Source organism: Pantoea sp. S61 (assembly GCF_016625145.1).
GTDB classification, from domain to species: domain Bacteria; phylum Pseudomonadota; class Gammaproteobacteria; order Enterobacterales; family Enterobacteriaceae; genus Pantoea; species Pantoea rwandensis_B.
The window spans coordinates 141,005-158,124 of sequence record NZ_JACVUO010000013.1 but is presented as its reverse complement, the minus strand read 5'-3'; the positions used below and the strand labels follow the sequence as shown (position 1 = coordinate 158,124).

The window sequence follows — 17,120 nt, the reverse complement described above, 5'->3', positions numbered from 1 at the left end:
ATGTTGAAGGAGTCGCAATGTCATCACTATCCCCGAATTTTAGAAAGCTGCCGGTTACTGTCCTGTCCGGCTTTCTCGGCGCAGGTAAAACCACGCTGCTTAACCATATTCTTAACAACCGCGAAGGTCGCCGCGTCGCCGTCATCGTGAACGATATGTCGGAAGTGAATATCGACGCCGCCTTAGTCCGAGAGGGTGGGGCTGAGCTTTCTCGTACCGATGAGAAACTGGTGGAGATGAGTAACGGCTGCATCTGCTGCACGCTGCGTGAAGATTTGCTGCTGGAGGTCGATCGCCTCGCAAAAGATGGCCGTTTCGATAACCTGGTGATCGAATCCACCGGGATTTCCGAACCGCTTCCGGTGGCGGAGACCTTTACCTTTGCCGATGAAGACGGTCAGAGCCTGTCAGAAGTCGCTGCGCTCGACACCATGGTGACCGTCGTGGACGGCTTTAATTTCCTGCGCGATTACGAATCCAACGAAAGCATTAAATCCCGCGGTGAATCGCTGGGTGAAGAAGATGAACGTACGGTAGTCGATTTGCTGGTGGATCAAATTGAGTTCTGTGACGTGCTGATTTTGAACAAAACTGACCTGATTGATGAAGCGGAAAAAGCCCGTTTGCTGGCGATACTGCACTCCCTCAATCCGCGCGCACGCGTGGTAACCTCTGAGTTTGGCAAGGTCGCGCTGAATGAAGTGCTGAATACCGGTTTGTTTGATTTTGATGCGGCCTCACAAGCGCCAGGTTGGTTACAGGAATTGCGTGGTTCACATACGCCGGAAACCGAAGAGTACGGTATTCGCAACTTCGTGTTTCGCGCACGTCGTCCTTTTCATCCCACCCGCTTCGCCAGCGTCATCGAAGGCGATCTCAAAGGCGTAGTCCGGTCTAAAGGCTTCTTCTGGCTCGCCAGTCGTCCCCATTATGCCGGTTCCTGGTCACAGGCCGGTGGCGTGACGCGTCAGGGCTTAGCGGGCATGTGGTGGGCCAGTGCGCCAAAAGAACGCTGGCCGGAAGATCCCGAAACGCTGGAATATATCATGCAGAACTGGGTAGAGGGCACCGGCGATGCGCGTCAGGAAATCGTGTTTATCGGGATTGAAATGGATGAAGCCCGTCTGCGCAACCAACTGGAAAATGCGCTGCTGACTGATGAAGAGATGGCTCAGGGGCCGGAAAACTGGGCCGGGTATCCGGATCCGTTTGATCCCTGGTTTCACTGATCACAGACGCACGCCAGGCAACACCTTTCTGATTGAGTGAGGCGCAGTCATTCGCGCGGCTCCCCAACTGCCACTCTGGCAGTGCATGGCTTAACGGAACGGCATGACGCCATGGGTGGCAAACCCAGGCCGCAACGGGCGGCAGCAAGAGGTCACAATGCAAAAAGTCCCCCTCACCATTCTCAACGGTTTTCTGGGTGCAGGCAAAACGACGCTATTAAAAAGCTTATTGATTCAGGCGCATAAACAGCAACTCGCCGTCTGCGTCATCGTCAATGATATGAGCGAACTGGACGTCGATGGCGTGCTGATTGCCAACACTGAAATCGTCAACGCCAGTAAACATAATTTCATCACGCTCTCAGCCGACAGCATCAGCAGCCGAACGGGTATCGAAAAACTCGATGCCGCACTTGCGTTGATGCTCAACGCACATCGTCCGGATCTGATCCTGCTGGAAACCTCTGGCAGCAGTCATCCATTGCCGCTGGTGCGTTATTTCCGCGACCATGCCAGGGTGCAACTCAACGGATTCTTATCGCTGGTCGACAGCGTGATGCTGAATGACGATTACCAGCAAGGCGAGGCGCTGATTCCTCGTTTACAGGCCAACCTGACCCGCCATGAGCGGCGTATCGAGAATCTACTGGCAGAACAAATCATGTTTTGCAGCCATTTGCTGCTCACCAAAAATGATCGGCTGCCTGCTTCCAGCATTTCCCGCATTGCTCAGGCGATTCATCCTTTGAATCCTTATGTGGCGGTGATGGCGGTGCCATGGGGAAATTTGACACTGAGCGAATTACTGGCGATGCCACCATATGATTTCCAACGTGTGGCGGGGCTGATTGACGAACTGGCGGAGGAGGTGGATGCCATTGATCCCACCGCATGGCAAATGGTCTCAGAAGTGATTCATGACGATCGGCCGTTTCATCCACAGCGATTGTGGGATACCTGCCACCACTTTATGGGCGCGGGCATCTATCGCAGTAAAGGCTTTTTCTGGTTACCGACGCGCGATGATTTAGCGCTGTTATGGAATCAGGCCACGGGCAGCATCAATCTGGAATTTATCAGCTACTGGAAAGCAGGCATTCTGAATCATCGTGATAGTCCGTTAACGGCAGAGGAGCGCGCGGCGGTTGAACAGGCGGTAGCCAAAATGCCGGGGCGATTTGGCGATCGACGATGCAGTTTAACGGTGATCGGTGAACCGGATGAAGTAAAAGCCTTCACCGTCGCCCTGAAACGCTGCTTTCTCAATGAAGAGGAGATTGCATGGTGGAAAAGTGGCGGTGAATTTGCCGATCCCTGGCCGCAGCGCGTGGCGCGCGTATCCGCCTGAGTTAGCCTGCCAGCGTACGCATTTGCGTACAGAACGGACACTGGCAGCCGGATACGGGCTTTAACAGCGCCGCATGCACTTCTGCCGTCGCAAGAGGCTGCGTCAAATCGACGTTAGCCACTGCGGTATCCGGTTTTTGCGCCAGTTTTAACGTATCAATCTTTGCCTGAAAGGCACCTGCTTTTGCCGATGCTATGGCAATCAGCAGCAGAGGAACAGTGGTCTTCATCGCAGCAACCTCAATGAATGATTTGAAATGTGACGATATAACATTAACACAAGGCTGTTAAGGAATTTCAACATGACCAAACCCACAGCAGGAGAGCAGCAAAACCTTCTCAGTATGCCGCCGGAAGAGTATATGAATGCTCACCAAAGTGATTTCTTTTTGCGCTTATTGCGACATGAGCGTCAGGAACTGCTCGAACATATCGACTACCTGAAAACGCAGCTGCAACGCAGTGAACAGCAGGGAGATGAAGCGGACAAAGCGATACGCGAAGAAGAACTGCGCTTGTTGTTTCGCCAGATCGATCGTGAAAGTCGGCTGCTACCCAAAATTGATGCGGCAGTGCAGCGCATCCATCAGGGCGAATACGGCTACTGCCGTGAAACGGGGGATCCCATTGGTCTGGCTCGTCTGCTGCTACGCCCCACCGCAGAACTCTCCATTGATGCCAAGATCAAGCAGGAACGGGTTGAAGCGCAGTATAGGAAATAAAAATCACCCAGAGCGCAGGCTCTGGGTGCTGATTACTGTGAACGTCCCACCCACATGGACACTTCCACACCATCATTGAAAGGCAAAGACATATAGCCGTTTCCGCTGTGAACGCGCGCCAGATACTCCGGGCTGAAATCTGCGTCATCGGCGACGATCAGTGCCCCAGGGCGCAGATAAGGCTCAACCAACGCCAAAATCTCTGGGTAAATCGCTTTCGCACCATCCAGCACCAACATATCCACCGATGCTGGCATCGCTTCGCTTAAAGTCAGCAGTGCATCGCCAACGCGTACCTCAATCAAATCACTCACGCCCGCATCAGCAAAATGATTACGCGCTAAGGCAACCTTGCCCGGTTCGAATTCACTGGTAATGATTTGACCGCCACCGTTATCGCGCACCGCCGCGGCCAGATGCAGCGTCGAAATGCCGAATGACGTGCCGAACTCAACGATAGATTGTGCTCTGCTGCTGCGCGCCAGCATATACAGCAGTTTGCCGGTCTCACGTGATACCGCCAGCGGTACATTTTTCAGGTGGCCATAAAGTTCCAGATAATCGGTTTTACTCTGCATCAGGCGATTTTGTTCTTCATCAGACATGGCGTGAAAAGCTTCGTTGGTCGGATGCGCCATGTTGTCGGCCAGTTCAAAAAGATAGTTAAGCAGTGGCGCTAAAGGCGCAGACGTTAAAGTATTCATGATGTTTCCCCGTGGATTAAACTGTGCGATCAGAATACGATGAATCATTCGCATTTCACTATTCGTGTTCAGGAGTATCTGATGGCTGAACGTCGTAACACTAAGATTTCAGAGAGAAAAAGGCCGCAACAAGCGCGATCCAGTGAGCTGGTTTTGGCGATTTTGCAAGCCGCTACTCAGGTTTTGGAACAGGAAGGCGCCACGCGATTTACCACGGCACGCGTGGCAGAGCGTGCCGGTGTGAGTATTGGATCGCTGTATCAATACTTTCCCAATAAAGCGGCTATTCTTTTCCGCTTACAAAGCGAGGAATGGCAGCGAACCGGCGATCTCTTAGGTTCGATTCTGCGCGATCGCACCGTCTCCGCTCGCCAGCGTCTGCATCAACTCACGCGGGCATTCTTACTCTCCGAATGTGAAGAAGCGGCGATGCGCACTGCGCTAAATGACGCGGCGCCACTGTATCGTGATGCGCCAGAAGTGGCGGCCGCGCGTGCAGCGGGGGAAAATGTGATGAGTGACTTCTTATTTGAATTACTCCCGCAATGGGATGAAAAAGAGCGTTTGCGCGCCGCAGATTTGATCAACAGTACGCTGGGGAATGTGGGTAAGTATTTTTCGGAAACTCCGCGCTCTGATGCTGAAATAGAGGACTATGCACGGGATATGGCTGATATGTTCTGTGTCTGGATCAGGGAAAAAGGCGCGGATATGCAGTAAAACATGGGCCTGGAAATCTCTGAAAGCAGTAAACAATCTCATTATTCGCATTCTCATTAATCCACACCGCGAGTAAGCTTTATGAAAACCTTTTCAAGCCGGATGGAAAACACGGCGAGCAGATACGGGAGAGCAAAATGGCAGTGAAAATGATTGCGGTGGATATGGATGGCACTTTTCTCGACGATAATAAGCAATACAACGCGCAGCGCTTTTCGCGCCAGTACGCGTTGTTGAAAGAGAAAGGCATTCGTTTTGTGGTCGCCAGTGGCAATCAGTATTATCAGCTACAACGCTATTTTCCTGAAATCAAAGATGAAATCGCGTTTGTTGCGGAAAATGGTGCCTGGGTTTCAGACAGCAATGAAGAGATCTTCTGCGGCGAATTAGCGCAGGAACGTGTGCACCAAATTTTGGATATTCTGGCGAAAGAGCCTGACATTAGCACGGTCGTCTGTGGTCGTAATGGTGCCTATGTGCACACCTCAATGCCTGAAGAGGTGATTGCGATGTTAGCCAATCACTACCATCGCCTTGAGAAGCGCGACAATTTGTATGATATCGATGACACCATCTTCAAATTTTCACTCAATTTGGCACACGAAGGGGTGGATGCTTTGATGGAGCGCCTGCATGCGGAACTGGGGGCGATTGAAAACATTATGCATCCCGTCTCGAGTGGCTTTGGTTTCGTCGATTTGATCATTCCCGGTTGCCATAAGGCACATGGGATTGCGCTACTGCAGGAAAAATGGGGCATCGACGATTGCGAAGTACTGGCGATTGGCGATAGCGCCAACGACCTCGAAATGCTGCGCCAGGCGTGCTACAGCTTTTCGATGGCCAATGCAACCGCACCTTTGGCCGCCGTTGCGCGTTACAAAACCGATAGCAACAACGACGAGGGTGCGCTTAACGTGATTGCACGCTTGCTGGCACGCGAAGAGCCATTTGGTTGATTCCTCGCGGCAGAGTTTATCGAGCCTGAGCTGAACTTTCAGCTGGGCGATCGATTCTGCCGCTACCTTTATCAATTTGGGTATTTGCATTCATTTGACTACCCGTTTGCATTTTACTTAACCATCGCCAACAAAATGCGGCCAGGTTGACAGGTAGCTGTGAGCGATCAGCAGACGTTGTGAAGAAGAGATTATGTTGTTAGGGATACTGCATCTTCTAGGGGTTCAATTCATAAACTCCCCGGGATTTTTACCCTGAACGGTACGAAAGGTTGCAGTAAATGTTGACGGGCATGAGAAGCCAAGCTGCCAGACGATCTTTTTAATCGGCATTCCGTTGGCGAGAAGATCCAGTGAGTCGCAAATTCTGGCTCTCAGTTTCCAGTTTCTGAAACTAAAACCCGTTTCCTTCATAAACAGTCGTGAAAACGTGCGTACTGACATAGTAGCGATATCCGCAAGATCGCTCAGTGAGGCATCCCAGCGTTGTTTTACCAACAACTCACTTGCAGCTCTTGATAAACGTTCATCCTGCGGCACAGGAAGCTCAGCTGACAGACACTCGGTCTCACTGAGAATTTCCATTAGTAAAAGAGCCATCGTCCGTTGGCTTGCTCCCTTGTATTAAGCACTAAACAATCCGGCTAGCCGTAAAAGGTAAAGGCATCCTGTAATAAAATACTCCGGGCTGAATGACGCTTATGATGCCTGGCAATTAACAGAACCTGGAATTCCTTAGCAGACGCGGTTTACTCGATGTCGAAACCAATCAGCTCTTTCTTAATGGATGTACCTGGCATCATGAGTTGCAGACCGCGAATCAGTTCATCACCGGCTTCATACAACATTTCCAGTGGCATTGCGGGTAAGCTTTCCAGAATGAACCACATCTGGGTAGCCTCAGCACTCAATCGGGTTCTCACTCCCTGACGCCAGTTCCAGCGGCGGCAGGTGACGCCTGCTTCATCGCGCCAGACGACTTCACCAGGTTCAGGACATTCCTCCGCAGCTATCCCATCTTTAATTGTGTCGAATGTTTCGGTGCCGTCAGCAATCGTGAGCCTGGGTTGCCCGACATAAGCCCCAAAGTTCTCCCCGCCTACGGGTATCGCATAGTGAATGCTTATTGCGTTATAAAGATCTACGACAGGATCAATCCCAGCCATAAATCCGTCACGAATAACGCGTTTGCGAAGTGCTTCTGCTGAGCAGGGTGTTCGCTTCGGTTTTGCCCCAAACTTCTTATACGCTTCTGACCATGCATCAAGATGCGCATCGGCCCATGGCATCTCTCCGGCAACGACAGCCTTACAGGCACGCTCAAGAAATTCCTCTGCAACCTCCGGATGTGTCAGCGGCGCTGCTTCAGCCACAATACTTATGGCTCTGAATCCAGGACCTATCTGGGCAACTGAATCGTCAATTGACGGGATAACTGAAAACATCTCATAATCTCACTAGTGACTAATTTATTTCATGATAGTGACCAATGACCAATAAAGTCAATATAACGACCGATACAGGTTCAGATATTGAGTGCGTTAATGAAGCTGTCTCTGCCAGCATCAAAAATCATCGAAAAAACCTGAAGATCTCGCTCGATGAGCTTTCCAGACGAGCCGGTGTGAGTAAAGGGATGCTTGTTGAAGTAGAGAAAGGAAAGGCTAATCCAAGCATTGCTATTCTTTGTAAAATCGCTGCGGCACTGGGTGTCTCTGTAGCCGATATCGTTAACGTAACACACGCCCCTGACTCCTGGCTGATTGAGAGCCAGAACATCCCCGTGTTGTGGAAGGGTGAGAAGGGAGGGTCTGCGAGGCTTCTGGCAGGAACCAGCGGCCCCGATATGATTGAACTCTGGCGATGGGAAATGCAGCCGGGGGAAGTTTTTGAGTCAGTCGGTCATCCGACAGGGACATTTGAACTGCTTCACGTTGAGCGTGGCACGTTAGGGCTTGCAACAGACACCACGGAATTACAGGTCACCGCAGGCAGCTCAGCAGTGGCCAAAACGGATATGCCTCACCATTACAAAAATTTGGGGGAGGCTTTGCTGGTCTTCACTATGACAGTGGCAGAAATTCGCCAGTAGATATAAAAACTTTTAGAGCAGGAATTATTAATCTAAATGGAATAGGTTTGCCGCTTGCTACTTATTTTTGTTACGGAAGTAGGCCATAAAATAAAAGGTCCGAAGAGTTAAGATGTCCGCTATTGGCAAGAAGTGGACGAACTAACTGAGCTGAGGGTCTGCTGCGAGCGAATAGCCGACGATGGATTTTTACTTACTGATTTCGTGTTTTGTAAGTTATAGCACCATGGTAAAATATATTACAAATATAATTTAAAAGGCGTTTAGAAATGGGACGTTCATCGAAAGAACAGTCAGAACAGAATCGCATTCTGATCGTTGAAAAGGCCAGCGAGCTTTTTCGGGCCCGTGGGGTAAACGATGTAAGCGTTTCTGACGTAATGAAAGCTGCCGGTATGACCATAGGTGGGTTTTATAAGCATTTTGACTCCAAGGAAGCGCTTACCGAAGAGGCTGCGCGACTGGCCTTTAAAAATTCCTGCCTTGGATGGGAGACTTTAGGTGCCGGACGTGGGGAAAACCTCCAGAGAACAATTGCGGAGCACTATTTCGTGCCAAAGGAAGGAAGTACACGCTGTCCAATGATGGCTTTCGGTGGTGATTTGATGAAGCATGAACATCCGGGGCTGACTGCTGATTGCGCGCGTGGGATAAGAGCTTTACTGTCAGTCTTTGTCAGCGGTGACTCGGGCGACAGAGAAGTAACGGATGACAGTAAAAAGCTTGCGTTGTTTGCCGCAATGGTTGGGGCTAATTATCTCAGTGAGGTATCAGGAGATGTGGAGCTGTCTGCAAAGCTGAGGAGCGCGGTTCTGGAGATGTTTTAAATCGGGGGCTACCTTTGCTTCAGTCAAATTTTTCCCGTCACCGTGACGAGACATATTGTTATTATCCTGCACAGCGGTATGAGCTCATCCCGCTGTGGATTAAGCCGCAGGATTATCTGCGGGACGATTTCTCGATTGCACTGATGAGTTCGTTGGTGGTCAAAACCTCAGTAGCGTAGGTAGGACCATCAATGTCCATTGCAGCGTGAAGCGCTTCATGTGATCGTGCCGATGTTGCATCGCGAACCAGCGTGACATGGAAGCCCAATTCCATACCAATTCGCGCAGTGGCCTCCAGACAAGTATTAGCCAGCAACCCGACGCAGATGATTTTTTCTTTACCATAGCGTTTCAGCTTGTGCTCAAGATCAGTGTTCGGGAAACCGCTGGAACCCCAGTGCTCAGTCGCCACAATGTCGCCATCATGCACCTTAAAATCATCATGTAAGGTGCCACCCCACGTATCTTTGGCAAACGCCTGGCGTTCGCCTGCGCCTAGTTGGTAGGGCGAAGGATATTTCCAGTCTTCGTAATCACCTGGCTCTCAGCGGTGATGTGGAACGTGGTAAACCGTAATACCGGCTTTACGTGCGGCTGCAACGAGGCTGCGCAGGTTTTCATGCATGTTGTTTTCAACTGCAATGTCCTTCACCCACGGATAAAGCTTGCCACCTTCGGCCAGAAAATCGTTGTAAAGGTCAATACAAAGCAGGGCAGTCATTTCAGGTTCATAAACTGGGTTGCTCATTGAATACCTCTTAAACAGCGTTTTGAAAGTCACAATAGATTATGATCATAATCTATTTGGTGCAACAAAAAGGATTTAGCGTAAGGATGGACCGAGGCTTTTGATGTCCGCTGTTGGCACACAGCAGACGGTCACGCAATGCCATGTATTCCCCCTCAACATCGGCATCCATTTTTTGTTGGCGGTGGTCAAGTAAAATGCAAACGGGTAGTCAAGCCACGTGCAATTACGCATCAAATCAAGCTTCACGCCTCGCTAACCTCTTTTCCATACGCTTGATCATCGCAGGCAAGAGGAACGCGCTGCCAACCACCAGTCCCCAGAATATGATCGGTAGTGGCGCGGCTATCTCAAAAGTCATGGCCGAAACATAAAAAGCGAGGGTGGTACTCAATGACATCAGCGCCGTTTGCAGGGACAGGAAACCAGCCCGACTGGCCTCATTTGGAAATCTCGCGGTCACACAAGACACCACCACTAATCGACCGTAAGCCCCGCCCAGAAACAGCCCCATGAAAAGTGCGCTGGCATGCATACCTGTCACGGGAAGCAGCATGCCGACCAGTAATATCAGCGTTGAGACAATGGCTAAGGTGTAGCTGGACCAGTGAGCCAATAGTTTTCCGGTGAGCTTTGTCGCCATTAACCCTGCGATGCCACCGATGAAGAACAACACTGGCAGAGAGGCGCTCACAGCCTGCATGTGTTGGGTCAATAAAGGCACCACAGCAGGAATGATGAGCATAGGGGTGAATTGCGCAATGGCGTTCCCGCTGGCGAAAAACAACCATTCTGGCGTCAGTGCTATCGATGATTTAGGGGAGATTTTGCGCGGAGCTTCAGGAATAAACCCGGCAATAAGAAGCAAACCTATCAGACACAGCAAGCCAATGAGTCTCGGTGCGCTATACCAGCCGAAATGGGTGCTCAAAAACAGCATGGTCGGCATCCCTGCAATGCTGACCACAGAGAATGCGGCAATGACGGTGGCAATCATCCGTGCTCGTAAGGCCGCTGGCGCGAGGTTGATTAATAAACTCATCCCTACGCCCATGGTTGTTCCCCCCACTAACCCCGCCATAAATCGTAGAACCAGCAGCAGGGTATAATCGCTCGTGAAGGTGATCAGCACCGTCAGAGCGCCTAAAAGCGCCATATTCCACAGTAAAAAACGTTTGGCGTTAACGCGGTCAATCCATTTCCAAATACATAACCCGGATAGCACTGAACCCAGGGTGTAAGTCCCGGTGACATAACCTGCATAAGTGACAGGTACTGAAAATTGAGACGCCATGTAGGCAAACAGCGGATTAAACATCATGTATTCAAGGGCATTCGTGAATTGAATAAAAGCGATAATCACAGCGATGCGGATCACAGCGAATGAACTTGGTTGCGGGGTGAGGACAGGCATAGTTTGCTCCATTAAGTGACAGGAGGCCTAGTCTATTGCCCGTGCATCATTATGATTAGAGAGATAAATTGAGATGATTAATTATCATAAATGGGATAATAGATGCGCAGTAAAATCGATTTAAATGTCTTACGTGTCTTCGTCACCGTTGCAGAAAAAGGCAGTTTTATCGGTTGGGCGCGGGCCCTTAATATGCCTGCATCGAATGTGAGTCGCCAAATTTCCCAACTGGAAGAACGGTTGGGGATGCGACTATTACAGCGAAGTACGCGTCACATGAAGCTTACCGACGCAGGGCAGATGTTTTTTGACAGCATGCGCCCCTTGTTGGACTCGGTGAATGAGATGGAAGCCAGGCTTAGCCACGCGAAAACTGAACCGGAAGGATTGCTACGCGTGTGTTTACCGAGTGGCGTAGGACCGGTGGTGTTTGGCAATCTTCTGGCTGACTTTGCACTGCGGTATCCCAGGATAGAACTCCACTGTATGACCAACCTTCAGGGGGCTGATGCACTGTGGGAAGACTGCGATGTTGTGATTGATATCAGTCGCGGCGCTCGCGCCAGCAGTGATGTCATTGCTCAACAGCTGGTCTTATTGCCCTGCCAGATTGTTGCGGCGCCGACTCTGCTTCAAAGGTTCCCAAGACCTACGCACACTGAGCAATTGCTGGCTCTGCCCTGTATCACTACCGTTAGCGCTCTTCAGGGGCAGGCATGGCAATTTCTCACGACGGGAAAAGGGTTCCGACATATCAATGTGACGAGCTCGTTTCGTGTCGACAGCGGTGAGATGGCACTGCAAGCAGCACTGAAAGGCGTCGGGTTTGCCATCCTTTCAGCGCAGGCTTGTGAACCTTATATTCGTGACGGGCGGCTGGAAGTGATTGAACTTGAACTCGTTCCTGCCCCTCTTGAGATCGCACTGCTCTATCAGGAGCGAAGTTTTCTTCCCGCGCGAAGCCGTGCGTTTATTGATTTCCTACAAGAGGCCGTGCGAAATCATCGGGAAAAATAACCCGCCTCGCGCATATCCTGCAGTAATCCCGGCCCGGTGGGTTGCCAGTTAAACGTCTGGCGCGTCCATTCACTGGATGCAGGGTTATCCACGGAGGCAAAGAACGCCATCCAGCCCAGCCACTCTTTGGCTTCTTCCAGCGTCAGGCTTTTTACCGGCAGGGATAAACCGGTGCCGATGGTTTCGGCGATCTGACGAAACGCAATGCCTTCCTCCTGAATCGCATGCAGAATCGTGCCGGCTTCGGCGTGCTCAGCGGCGAGGCAGAACAACTCGGCGGCATCATCACGATGTATGGCTGGCCACCGATTGCTGCCGTCACCGATATACACCGCAGCTCCTTTCTCTCGCGCCATATTGATGATCATCGGCACAAAACCATGATCGCCTGCACCGTGGACGGTCGGTGGTAAGCGCACCAGCGACACGCGTACGCCTTTATCAGCCAGGGCGAGCGCGGCAATGTTGGAGTCGGAACGAGGATGACCGCCGGAAACCGGTTTGGTTTGCTCTACAGCAAGACGTCCCGGTGACACCAGTGCCGTGCCGGTGGTGACGACCAACGGGCGGTTTGATCCGGCAAGGACTTCGCCCATCGCCAGAATCGCCTGCTGATCGATAGCCGCCGCATGATCCATCCGGCTGAAATCGTGAATGTAGCCCGCGTGGATCACGCCATCGCTCTGCTCAACGGCGCTGCGCAGGCTGGCAAAATCTTCCAGATCCCCACGAATCACCTGCACACCTTGCTGATGCAGTTTCTCAGCAGATGCATCACTGCGCGCCAGTCCAAGCACATCCACGCCGCGTGCCTGCAGTTTTTTCACAATGGCCGAACCGATAAAGCCGCTTGCGCCGGTCACAAAAAGTCGCATATTCGTACTCCTATTTCTGGCTGTTGAAGCACTATGATAAAAGTCTTCGGCGCGGCGAAAAGTCGTGAGCTTATACAGGTATATGCACTAACAGGATAACGCCATGACCCTACAAGACGACAATCTGCTCGGGAACTATCTACGTGAACGCCGCCAACGGCTGGATGCGAGTAAACTCGGCTATCCGTTGCTGCGCCGTCGTACACCCGGCTTACGCCGTGAAGAAGTCGCAGTGCGTGCCTGTGTCAGCACCACCTGGTACACCTGGCTCGAGCAGGGCAGAGGCGGTGCGCCTTCTGAAGAGGTGCTGGAGCGATTATCTAAAGCGTTAGAATTGAGTGCCGCCGAGCGCGATCACCTGTTTTTACTGGCGCAAAACCGTTTGCCGGGCGTCACCTGGCAGGCAGGCGTGGATGTGTCGCCCTCTTTACAGCGAGTGCTCGATAGCATGACGCAAACCCCGGCGCTGGTGAAAACCGCAGAGTGGCAGGTCGTTGCCTGGAATCATGCGGCGACTAAAGTGTTTGTTGATTATGCGCAGTTACCGCCGGAACAGCGCAACATCCTGCTGATGATGTTCAGCAATGAAGAGATGAAAAAACGCCTGCCGGATTGGCATCAAGTCACGCGCGGCCTGGTCGCAAATTTCCGTGCCGACGTGGCGCGCACCGGTGCCAGTGAGCATGTGCGCGCGCTGGTGGAGGAACTCAGTGAGATGAGTGAAACCTTCCGCCAGCTATGGCAATCGCAAGAAGTCAGCCAACACGGGGAAGGCATCAAACAGTTGTGGCTACCGGACGAAGGTGTGCTGGAACTCGAATACAGCACGTTTGCGGTCGAGGGCAAGCCTGGCTTGAGTCTGGTGGTGTTTAATCCGCGCTTGCCGAGGGATCGAGAGACGGTGGCGCGTCTGATGGCACGTCCGTAGCCTTGCGCAAATTGTCTTCCATCGCATCCAGCGCCGCCTGGTTTTCCAGCCCCCACTGATACATCTGTTCTATCGGCGCTGCGAAGGTCAATCCTAACGGTGTTAAGCGATAATCCACTTTCGGTGGAATCATATCGTACACATGGCGGGCGATCAGCCCCCGCTGCTCCAGCTCTTTCAGTGTCTGAAACAGCATCTTTTTTGAAATCCCCTGCAAGCTGCGCTGCAACTCACCGGTGCGCGCACGCTTTTCCGGCCAGTGATAAAGCGCGTGCAGCACCATGCTGCTCCATTTCAGCGAGAACAAATCCATCAAGCGACGCGGAGGGGAATCCGCATAAAAAAACAGCTTACCGTCAACCCAGGCTGGCATCAGTGTCACTCCTTTATGGTCACCAAAAGGTAACTACTATCATTTCTGCACCACGTTGACTATAGTCTGCCGCCTTCAATTCAATTACGCCAGCACCTTGCGGAGGCACCATGAAAATCAACGCATTAGTCGCTCACGACGCGGCAAAACCTCTCGTATCCAGCCAGATCGCGCTGCGTCCACTGCAACCGCAGGACGTGAAAATCGACATTTTGTACTGTGGCGTGTGCCATTCCGATCTCCATATGGCGCGTAACGAATGGGCGGTCAGTCGCTATCCACTGGTGCCCGGCCATGAAATCGTCGGACGCGTAGTTGAAACCGGCGCAGCAGTTACAAATTTTAAGGTCGGTGATGTTGTGGGTGTCGGCGTGATGGTCGATTCCTGCCGCGAGTGCCATTTTTGTCAGCAGCAGGAAGAGCAGTATTGCGAAGCCGGTTTTACGCCGACTTACAACGGCATGGATAAGCACACGGGCGACAGCACCTGGGGCGGTTACGCGCAGAATGTGGTGGTCGATCAGCATTTTGTGGTGTCAGTACCGCAAAACTTGCCACTGGCGGGTGTTGCGCCGTTGCTCTGCGCAGGCGTCACCGTGTGGTCGCCGTTGCGTCACTTCAACGTAAAAGCAGGCGATAAAGTGGGCGTGGTCGGTTTAGGCGGCCTGGGACATATGGCGGTGAAACTGGCGAGTGCGATGGGGGCGGAAGTCACCTTGTTCACCACCTCTCCGGAGAAGGGCGCTGATGCACGCCGTCTCGGCGCAAGCCGTGTTGTGGTGTCGCGTGATGATGCGCAGATGGCAGCGGCGAAAACCTCACTCGATTTCATTATCGACTGCGTTTCCGCGCCGCACGATCTCGACCCGTACCTCGCGACCTTAAAAACCAATGGCCGCCTGGTGCTGGTGGGGATTCCCGAGCAGCCACATCAGTCCCCCGACGTGACGCCGATGGTGTTCCGCCGTTTAAGCATCAGCGGTTCGTCGATTGGCAGTATTCAAGAGACGCAGGAGATGCTGGATTTCTGTGGCGAGCACAACATCACGGCAGATATCGAATTGATAGCGGGTGAGTCAGTGGAAGAGGCCTTTGCGCGAATGCTGAAGGGCGATGTGAAGTATCGCTTTGTCATTGATATGGCGGCTACCCGCTGGTAAAAATCCTGGCGATTTCAGCCTGAAATCGCCAGACAAATGTTAGTTGAGTGACATCCCCACGTGCAGTGAAAAGTGCTGCACCAGTTGCGGCGCGCTGAGGTTGTCGTGATGCGATAACCCTGCCGCGACAATCTCCAGCACATTTTCGCCACAGGCGATCAACAGCGGCTCAATGGAAATAATCGACCCCGGCGCATGCTGATGCGGCTGGGCAAGCACACGGCTTTTCCACACGATAAAGCGTTGTTCACCTATCAGGCTGTACGCGCCAGGCCACGGATAGGCGACGCCACGAATCAGGCGATGAATCTCATCAGCAGATTGATGCCAGTGAACCTGTCCATCCTCAGGCTTTCGCTGTCCGGGTTCGCTGGCGAGGCTTTCATCCTGCACGCGCTCCATCAGACTCCTCGCACGCAGTGCGCGTAGCCAGTTTGGCAATTGTTCCCGCGTCGTGCGCACCAGTTTACGGTGCAATGACAGTGCATCATCGTCGTCAGTGATGGCGACACGACTTTGCGCCAGAATTGGCCCGCCGTCCGGAACATGATTGATACGATGCAGCGTTACCCCGGTTTCGCGTTCGTTGCGGATAATCACCCAGTTAAGATGGGCACGACCGCGATAGGCAGGCAATAATGAAGCGTGCACGTTAAATGCCCCTTTCCTGGCGGTGGCGATCAAAGCAGGGGAAAGAGCCTGACGATATGACAGGGTGAAAATCGCATCGGGTTGCAGTGACGAGATTTTGGCAATCCATTCCGGCGTATTGATATCATCCGGGCAAAACACCGGGATCTGAAGTTGTCGCGCCATGACTTCAACTGAGTCAAAAAAACTGTTTTCCTGATGGGCGCCTGCGTGGGTGAACACGCAAGCCACTTCAAATCCCACTTCCTGTAAACTCTCCAGCGCCGCGCATCCCATCTCATGATACGCACATAACACGACTTTCATTCTTCCGCCTGTGAACACTGATTAACGTCTGGTGCTTAGCATAGCAGGGGAAGATTATGCCTGGCTTAAACCATCGCATTTGAATCTGCTATCTGTGGACGTTAGGCGAAGCGCGGGTGTCTGAGGCGTTAGCCGCCACTTCTCATTGGATGTGTGTGGCGGCGAGCCCGAGCATCTTAGCGTCCACTTCTCACAATCACTTTGCCGCATGCATGGCCGGAGGCAACGCGCTCCAGCGCGGCGCGGCTCTGTTCCAGCAGATGGATGGAATCGATCACTATCTGCAAGTTACCGTTGCTGAAATCGCGCATGGCCTGGGGCAGGGCGACCGTGGCATCGGCAAAAAAGACGGCATAGCCGTGGCGGTCACCGCGATCGGTAATAGCAAAGTCGGCCAACGTAGCGATATGTCCACCGGGTTTCAACACTTGCCATGAGCGCTCCAGGGCTTCGCCGCCAAAGGGATCTAACACCACATCAACCGGGGCAATCTGGGTGAAATCCTGGCTGCGATAATCGATCACCTCAAAATTATAGTGCGGGGAACTGGCCAATCTGCTGGAACATGGCAAACCAATCTTCCATATGCCAGGTGGTGGTCACGCGCTCGCCGTTGAGTAAGTGGAATTCGTGCAGGCGCACGCTAATGCGACGACCGGTGGGCGCAATGCCCATAAACTCACCCTGGTGCGTACCGGTAATTTCTGCGCGCACAGCAATCTTTCCCGGCTCCTGCAACATGTCGTGCACGATGATGTTGATATCCGGGAACGCGGCGATAAAACCTGCCAGCAAAGGTTTAAATCCTTCGGGTCCCGGCCCCTGACCTGGTGCCAGTGGGATGTCATCCCAGTCTTGTGTTACCGCCAGATCCAGCAGGTCGGGATTTTTGTCACTAAAGGCGCGATAGAGGTTTTCTACCGCAGTACGTTCAGTTTGCAGGCGTTGGTTCAGTGGTTGTGTGGCAGACATGTTGGAAACCTTATTGGATTAGTTAGCGGTGCATCTCACCGGCTTGTGCAGTATTCCCGAATCTGACACTATCCAT

19 protein-coding genes and 2 pseudogenes are annotated in these 17,120 nt (G+C 52.4%); 10 read left to right on the top strand and 11 right to left on the bottom strand.

The annotated features are described in order from the left end of the window. The first annotated feature begins 17 nt into the window (after positions 1-17). The gene (gene zigA / locus IAE30_RS21615) at positions 18-1,229 is read left to right on the top strand and encodes a zinc metallochaperone GTPase ZigA (protein ID WP_200536933.1); all 1,212 of its coding nucleotides are present in this window, start codon (positions 18-20) and stop codon (positions 1,227-1,229) included. 157 nt (positions 1,230-1,386) lie between these two features. After that, positions 1,387-2,577: a GTP-binding protein gene (locus IAE30_RS21610; RefSeq protein WP_200536932.1), complete on the top strand. Its 1,191-nt coding sequence runs from the start codon at positions 1,387-1,389 to the stop codon at positions 2,575-2,577. A gap of 1 nt (position 2,578) precedes the next feature. On the opposite strand, the gene IAE30_RS21605 is transcribed toward IAE30_RS21610, so the two are convergent. Next, positions 2,579-2,806 carry a hypothetical protein gene (locus IAE30_RS21605; RefSeq protein ID WP_200536931.1) on the bottom strand — a complete coding sequence of 76 codons (228 nt, stop codon included), beginning with the start codon at positions 2,804-2,806 and terminating at the stop codon, positions 2,579-2,581. 72 nt (positions 2,807-2,878) lie between these two features. On the opposite strand from IAE30_RS21605, the gene dksA reads away from it, so the two are divergent. Beyond that, positions 2,879-3,298 (top strand): RNA polymerase-binding protein DksA, encoded by a 420-nt coding sequence (dksA, locus tag IAE30_RS21600; RefSeq protein WP_045815505.1) that lies wholly within the window; start codon positions 2,879-2,881, stop codon positions 3,296-3,298. Between the two features lie 32 nt (positions 3,299-3,330). Here dksA and IAE30_RS21595 read toward each other — a convergent pair whose 3' ends face one another. After that, positions 3,331-4,002: an O-methyltransferase gene (locus tag IAE30_RS21595; protein WP_045815506.1), complete on the bottom strand. Its 672-nt coding sequence runs from the start codon at positions 4,000-4,002 to the stop codon at positions 3,331-3,333. An 81-nt stretch (positions 4,003-4,083) separates the two neighbouring features. On the opposite strand from IAE30_RS21595, the gene IAE30_RS21590 reads away from it, so the two are divergent. Together IAE30_RS21590 and IAE30_RS21585 are read left to right on the top strand one after the other, a co-directional pair. Next, positions 4,084-4,722 (top strand): TetR family transcriptional regulator, encoded by a 639-nt coding sequence (locus tag IAE30_RS21590; RefSeq protein ID WP_200536930.1) that lies wholly within the window; start codon positions 4,084-4,086, stop codon positions 4,720-4,722. Positions 4,723-4,859: 137 nt separating this feature from the next. Beyond that, positions 4,860-5,681, top strand: coding sequence for a Cof-type HAD-IIB family hydrolase (locus tag IAE30_RS21585; RefSeq protein WP_200536929.1), 822 nt, complete (start codon positions 4,860-4,862; stop codon positions 5,679-5,681). 225 nt (positions 5,682-5,906) lie between these two features. Here IAE30_RS21585 and IAE30_RS21580 read toward each other — a convergent pair. Continuing rightward, positions 5,907-6,329: pseudogene (locus IAE30_RS21580) on the bottom strand (helix-turn-helix domain-containing protein); the annotation flags it as partial. Between the two features lie 101 nt (positions 6,330-6,430). Beyond that, a complete protein-coding gene (locus tag IAE30_RS21575; protein ID WP_200536927.1) occupies positions 6,431-7,126 on the bottom strand; it encodes a B3/4 domain-containing protein in 696 nt (231 codons plus the stop codon). A 44-nt stretch (positions 7,127-7,170) separates the two neighbouring features. Between IAE30_RS21575 and IAE30_RS21570 the strand changes: the two genes are divergently transcribed. Both IAE30_RS21570 and IAE30_RS21565 read left to right on the top strand, forming a co-directional pair. After that, the gene (locus tag IAE30_RS21570; protein WP_200536926.1) at positions 7,171-7,773 is read left to right on the top strand and encodes a helix-turn-helix domain-containing protein; all 603 of its coding nucleotides are present in this window, start codon (positions 7,171-7,173) and stop codon (positions 7,771-7,773) included. A gap of 269 nt (positions 7,774-8,042) precedes the next feature. After that, on the top strand, positions 8,043-8,600 hold the full coding sequence (locus tag IAE30_RS21565) for a TetR/AcrR family transcriptional regulator (RefSeq protein ID WP_200536925.1): 558 nt from the start codon (positions 8,043-8,045) through the stop codon (positions 8,598-8,600). 112 nt (positions 8,601-8,712) lie between these two features. On the opposite strand, the pseudogene IAE30_RS30120 reads toward IAE30_RS21565, so the two are convergent. Further along, a pseudogene (locus IAE30_RS30120) lies at positions 8,713-9,321 on the bottom strand (isochorismatase family cysteine hydrolase). 265 nt (positions 9,322-9,586) lie between these two features. After that, entirely contained in the window at positions 9,587-10,762 is a 1,176-nt protein-coding gene (locus tag IAE30_RS21550; protein WP_200536923.1) for an MFS transporter, read from the bottom strand. Between the two features lie 102 nt (positions 10,763-10,864). Between IAE30_RS21550 and IAE30_RS21545 the strand changes: the two genes are divergently transcribed. Further along, on the top strand, positions 10,865-11,779 hold the full coding sequence (locus IAE30_RS21545) for a LysR family transcriptional regulator (RefSeq protein WP_200680986.1): 915 nt from the start codon (positions 10,865-10,867) through the stop codon (positions 11,777-11,779). Here IAE30_RS21545 and IAE30_RS21540 read toward each other — a convergent pair. Further along, a complete protein-coding gene (locus IAE30_RS21540) occupies positions 11,764-12,654 on the bottom strand; it encodes an SDR family oxidoreductase (protein ID WP_200536921.1) in 891 nt (296 codons plus the stop codon). The genes IAE30_RS21545 and IAE30_RS21540 overlap by 16 nt on opposite strands. A 103-nt stretch (positions 12,655-12,757) precedes the next feature. Here IAE30_RS21540 and IAE30_RS21535 point away from each other — a divergent pair, with 103 nt between their 5' ends. Then, positions 12,758-13,582, top strand: a complete 825-nt coding sequence (locus tag IAE30_RS21535) for a helix-turn-helix transcriptional regulator (protein WP_200536920.1) — start codon at positions 12,758-12,760, stop codon at positions 13,580-13,582. On the opposite strand, the gene IAE30_RS21530 is transcribed toward IAE30_RS21535, so the two are convergent. Continuing rightward, positions 13,524-13,955, bottom strand: coding sequence for a helix-turn-helix domain-containing protein (locus IAE30_RS21530; protein ID WP_200680985.1), 432 nt, complete (start codon positions 13,953-13,955; stop codon positions 13,524-13,526). The genes IAE30_RS21535 and IAE30_RS21530 overlap by 59 nt on opposite strands. Positions 13,956-14,065: 110 nt before the next feature. On the opposite strand from IAE30_RS21530, the gene IAE30_RS21525 reads away from it, so the two are divergent. Next, the gene (locus IAE30_RS21525) at positions 14,066-15,115 is read left to right on the top strand and encodes an NAD(P)-dependent alcohol dehydrogenase (RefSeq protein ID WP_200536918.1); all 1,050 of its coding nucleotides are present in this window, start codon (positions 14,066-14,068) and stop codon (positions 15,113-15,115) included. 39 nt (positions 15,116-15,154) lie between these two features. Here IAE30_RS21525 and IAE30_RS21520 read toward each other — a convergent pair whose 3' ends face one another. The 3 genes from IAE30_RS21520 to IAE30_RS21510 form a co-directional block, all read right to left on the bottom strand. After that, positions 15,155-16,072 carry a formyltransferase family protein gene (locus IAE30_RS21520; RefSeq protein WP_200536917.1) on the bottom strand — a complete coding sequence of 306 codons (918 nt, stop codon included), beginning with the start codon at positions 16,070-16,072 and terminating at the stop codon, positions 15,155-15,157. A gap of 176 nt (positions 16,073-16,248) precedes the next feature. After that, the gene (locus tag IAE30_RS21515; RefSeq protein WP_200536916.1) at positions 16,249-16,596 is read right to left on the bottom strand and encodes a zinc-binding dehydrogenase; all 348 of its coding nucleotides are present in this window, start codon (positions 16,594-16,596) and stop codon (positions 16,249-16,251) included. Positions 16,597-16,603: 7 nt separating this feature from the next. Beyond that, positions 16,604-17,044 (bottom strand): ester cyclase, encoded by a 441-nt coding sequence (locus tag IAE30_RS21510; RefSeq protein ID WP_200536915.1) that lies wholly within the window; start codon positions 17,042-17,044, stop codon positions 16,604-16,606. Positions 17,045-17,120: the final 76 nt, after the last annotated feature.

Excerpts from the sequence above, each read along its gene's own strand:
- zigA (WP_200536933.1), top strand. The coding sequence starts at position 18 with ATGTCATCACTATCCCCGAATTTTAGAAAGCTGCCGGTTACTGTCCTG.
- IAE30_RS21610 (WP_200536932.1), top strand. The coding sequence starts at position 1,387 with ATGCAAAAAGTCCCCCTCACCATTCTCAACGGTTTTCTGGGTGCAGGC.
- IAE30_RS21605 (WP_200536931.1), bottom strand. The coding sequence starts at position 2,806 with ATGAAGACCACTGTTCCTCTGCTGCTGATTGCCATAGCATCGGCAAAA.
- dksA (WP_045815505.1), top strand. The coding sequence starts at position 2,879 with ATGACCAAACCCACAGCAGGAGAGCAGCAAAACCTTCTCAGTATGCCG.
- IAE30_RS21595 (WP_045815506.1), bottom strand. The coding sequence starts at position 4,002 with ATGAATACTTTAACGTCTGCGCCTTTAGCGCCACTGCTTAACTATCTT.
- IAE30_RS21590 (WP_200536930.1), top strand. The coding sequence starts at position 4,084 with ATGGCTGAACGTCGTAACACTAAGATTTCAGAGAGAAAAAGGCCGCAA.
- IAE30_RS21585 (WP_200536929.1), top strand. The coding sequence starts at position 4,860 with ATGGCAGTGAAAATGATTGCGGTGGATATGGATGGCACTTTTCTCGAC.
- IAE30_RS21575 (WP_200536927.1), bottom strand. The coding sequence starts at position 7,126 with ATGTTTTCAGTTATCCCGTCAATTGACGATTCAGTTGCCCAGATAGGT.
- IAE30_RS21570 (WP_200536926.1), top strand. The coding sequence starts at position 7,171 with ATGACCAATAAAGTCAATATAACGACCGATACAGGTTCAGATATTGAG.
- IAE30_RS21565 (WP_200536925.1), top strand. The coding sequence starts at position 8,043 with ATGGGACGTTCATCGAAAGAACAGTCAGAACAGAATCGCATTCTGATC.
- IAE30_RS21550 (WP_200536923.1), bottom strand. The coding sequence starts at position 10,762 with ATGCCTGTCCTCACCCCGCAACCAAGTTCATTCGCTGTGATCCGCATC.
- IAE30_RS21545 (WP_200680986.1), top strand. The coding sequence starts at position 10,865 with ATGCGCAGTAAAATCGATTTAAATGTCTTACGTGTCTTCGTCACCGTT.
- IAE30_RS21540 (WP_200536921.1), bottom strand. The coding sequence starts at position 12,654 with ATGCGACTTTTTGTGACCGGCGCAAGCGGCTTTATCGGTTCGGCCATT.
- IAE30_RS21535 (WP_200536920.1), top strand. The coding sequence starts at position 12,758 with ATGACCCTACAAGACGACAATCTGCTCGGGAACTATCTACGTGAACGC.
- IAE30_RS21530 (WP_200680985.1), bottom strand. The coding sequence starts at position 13,955 with ATGCCAGCCTGGGTTGACGGTAAGCTGTTTTTTTATGCGGATTCCCCT.
- IAE30_RS21525 (WP_200536918.1), top strand. The coding sequence starts at position 14,066 with ATGAAAATCAACGCATTAGTCGCTCACGACGCGGCAAAACCTCTCGTA.
- IAE30_RS21520 (WP_200536917.1), bottom strand. The coding sequence starts at position 16,072 with ATGAAAGTCGTGTTATGTGCGTATCATGAGATGGGATGCGCGGCGCTG.
- IAE30_RS21510 (WP_200536915.1), bottom strand. The coding sequence starts at position 17,044 with ATGTCTGCCACACAACCACTGAACCAACGCCTGCAAACTGAACGTACT.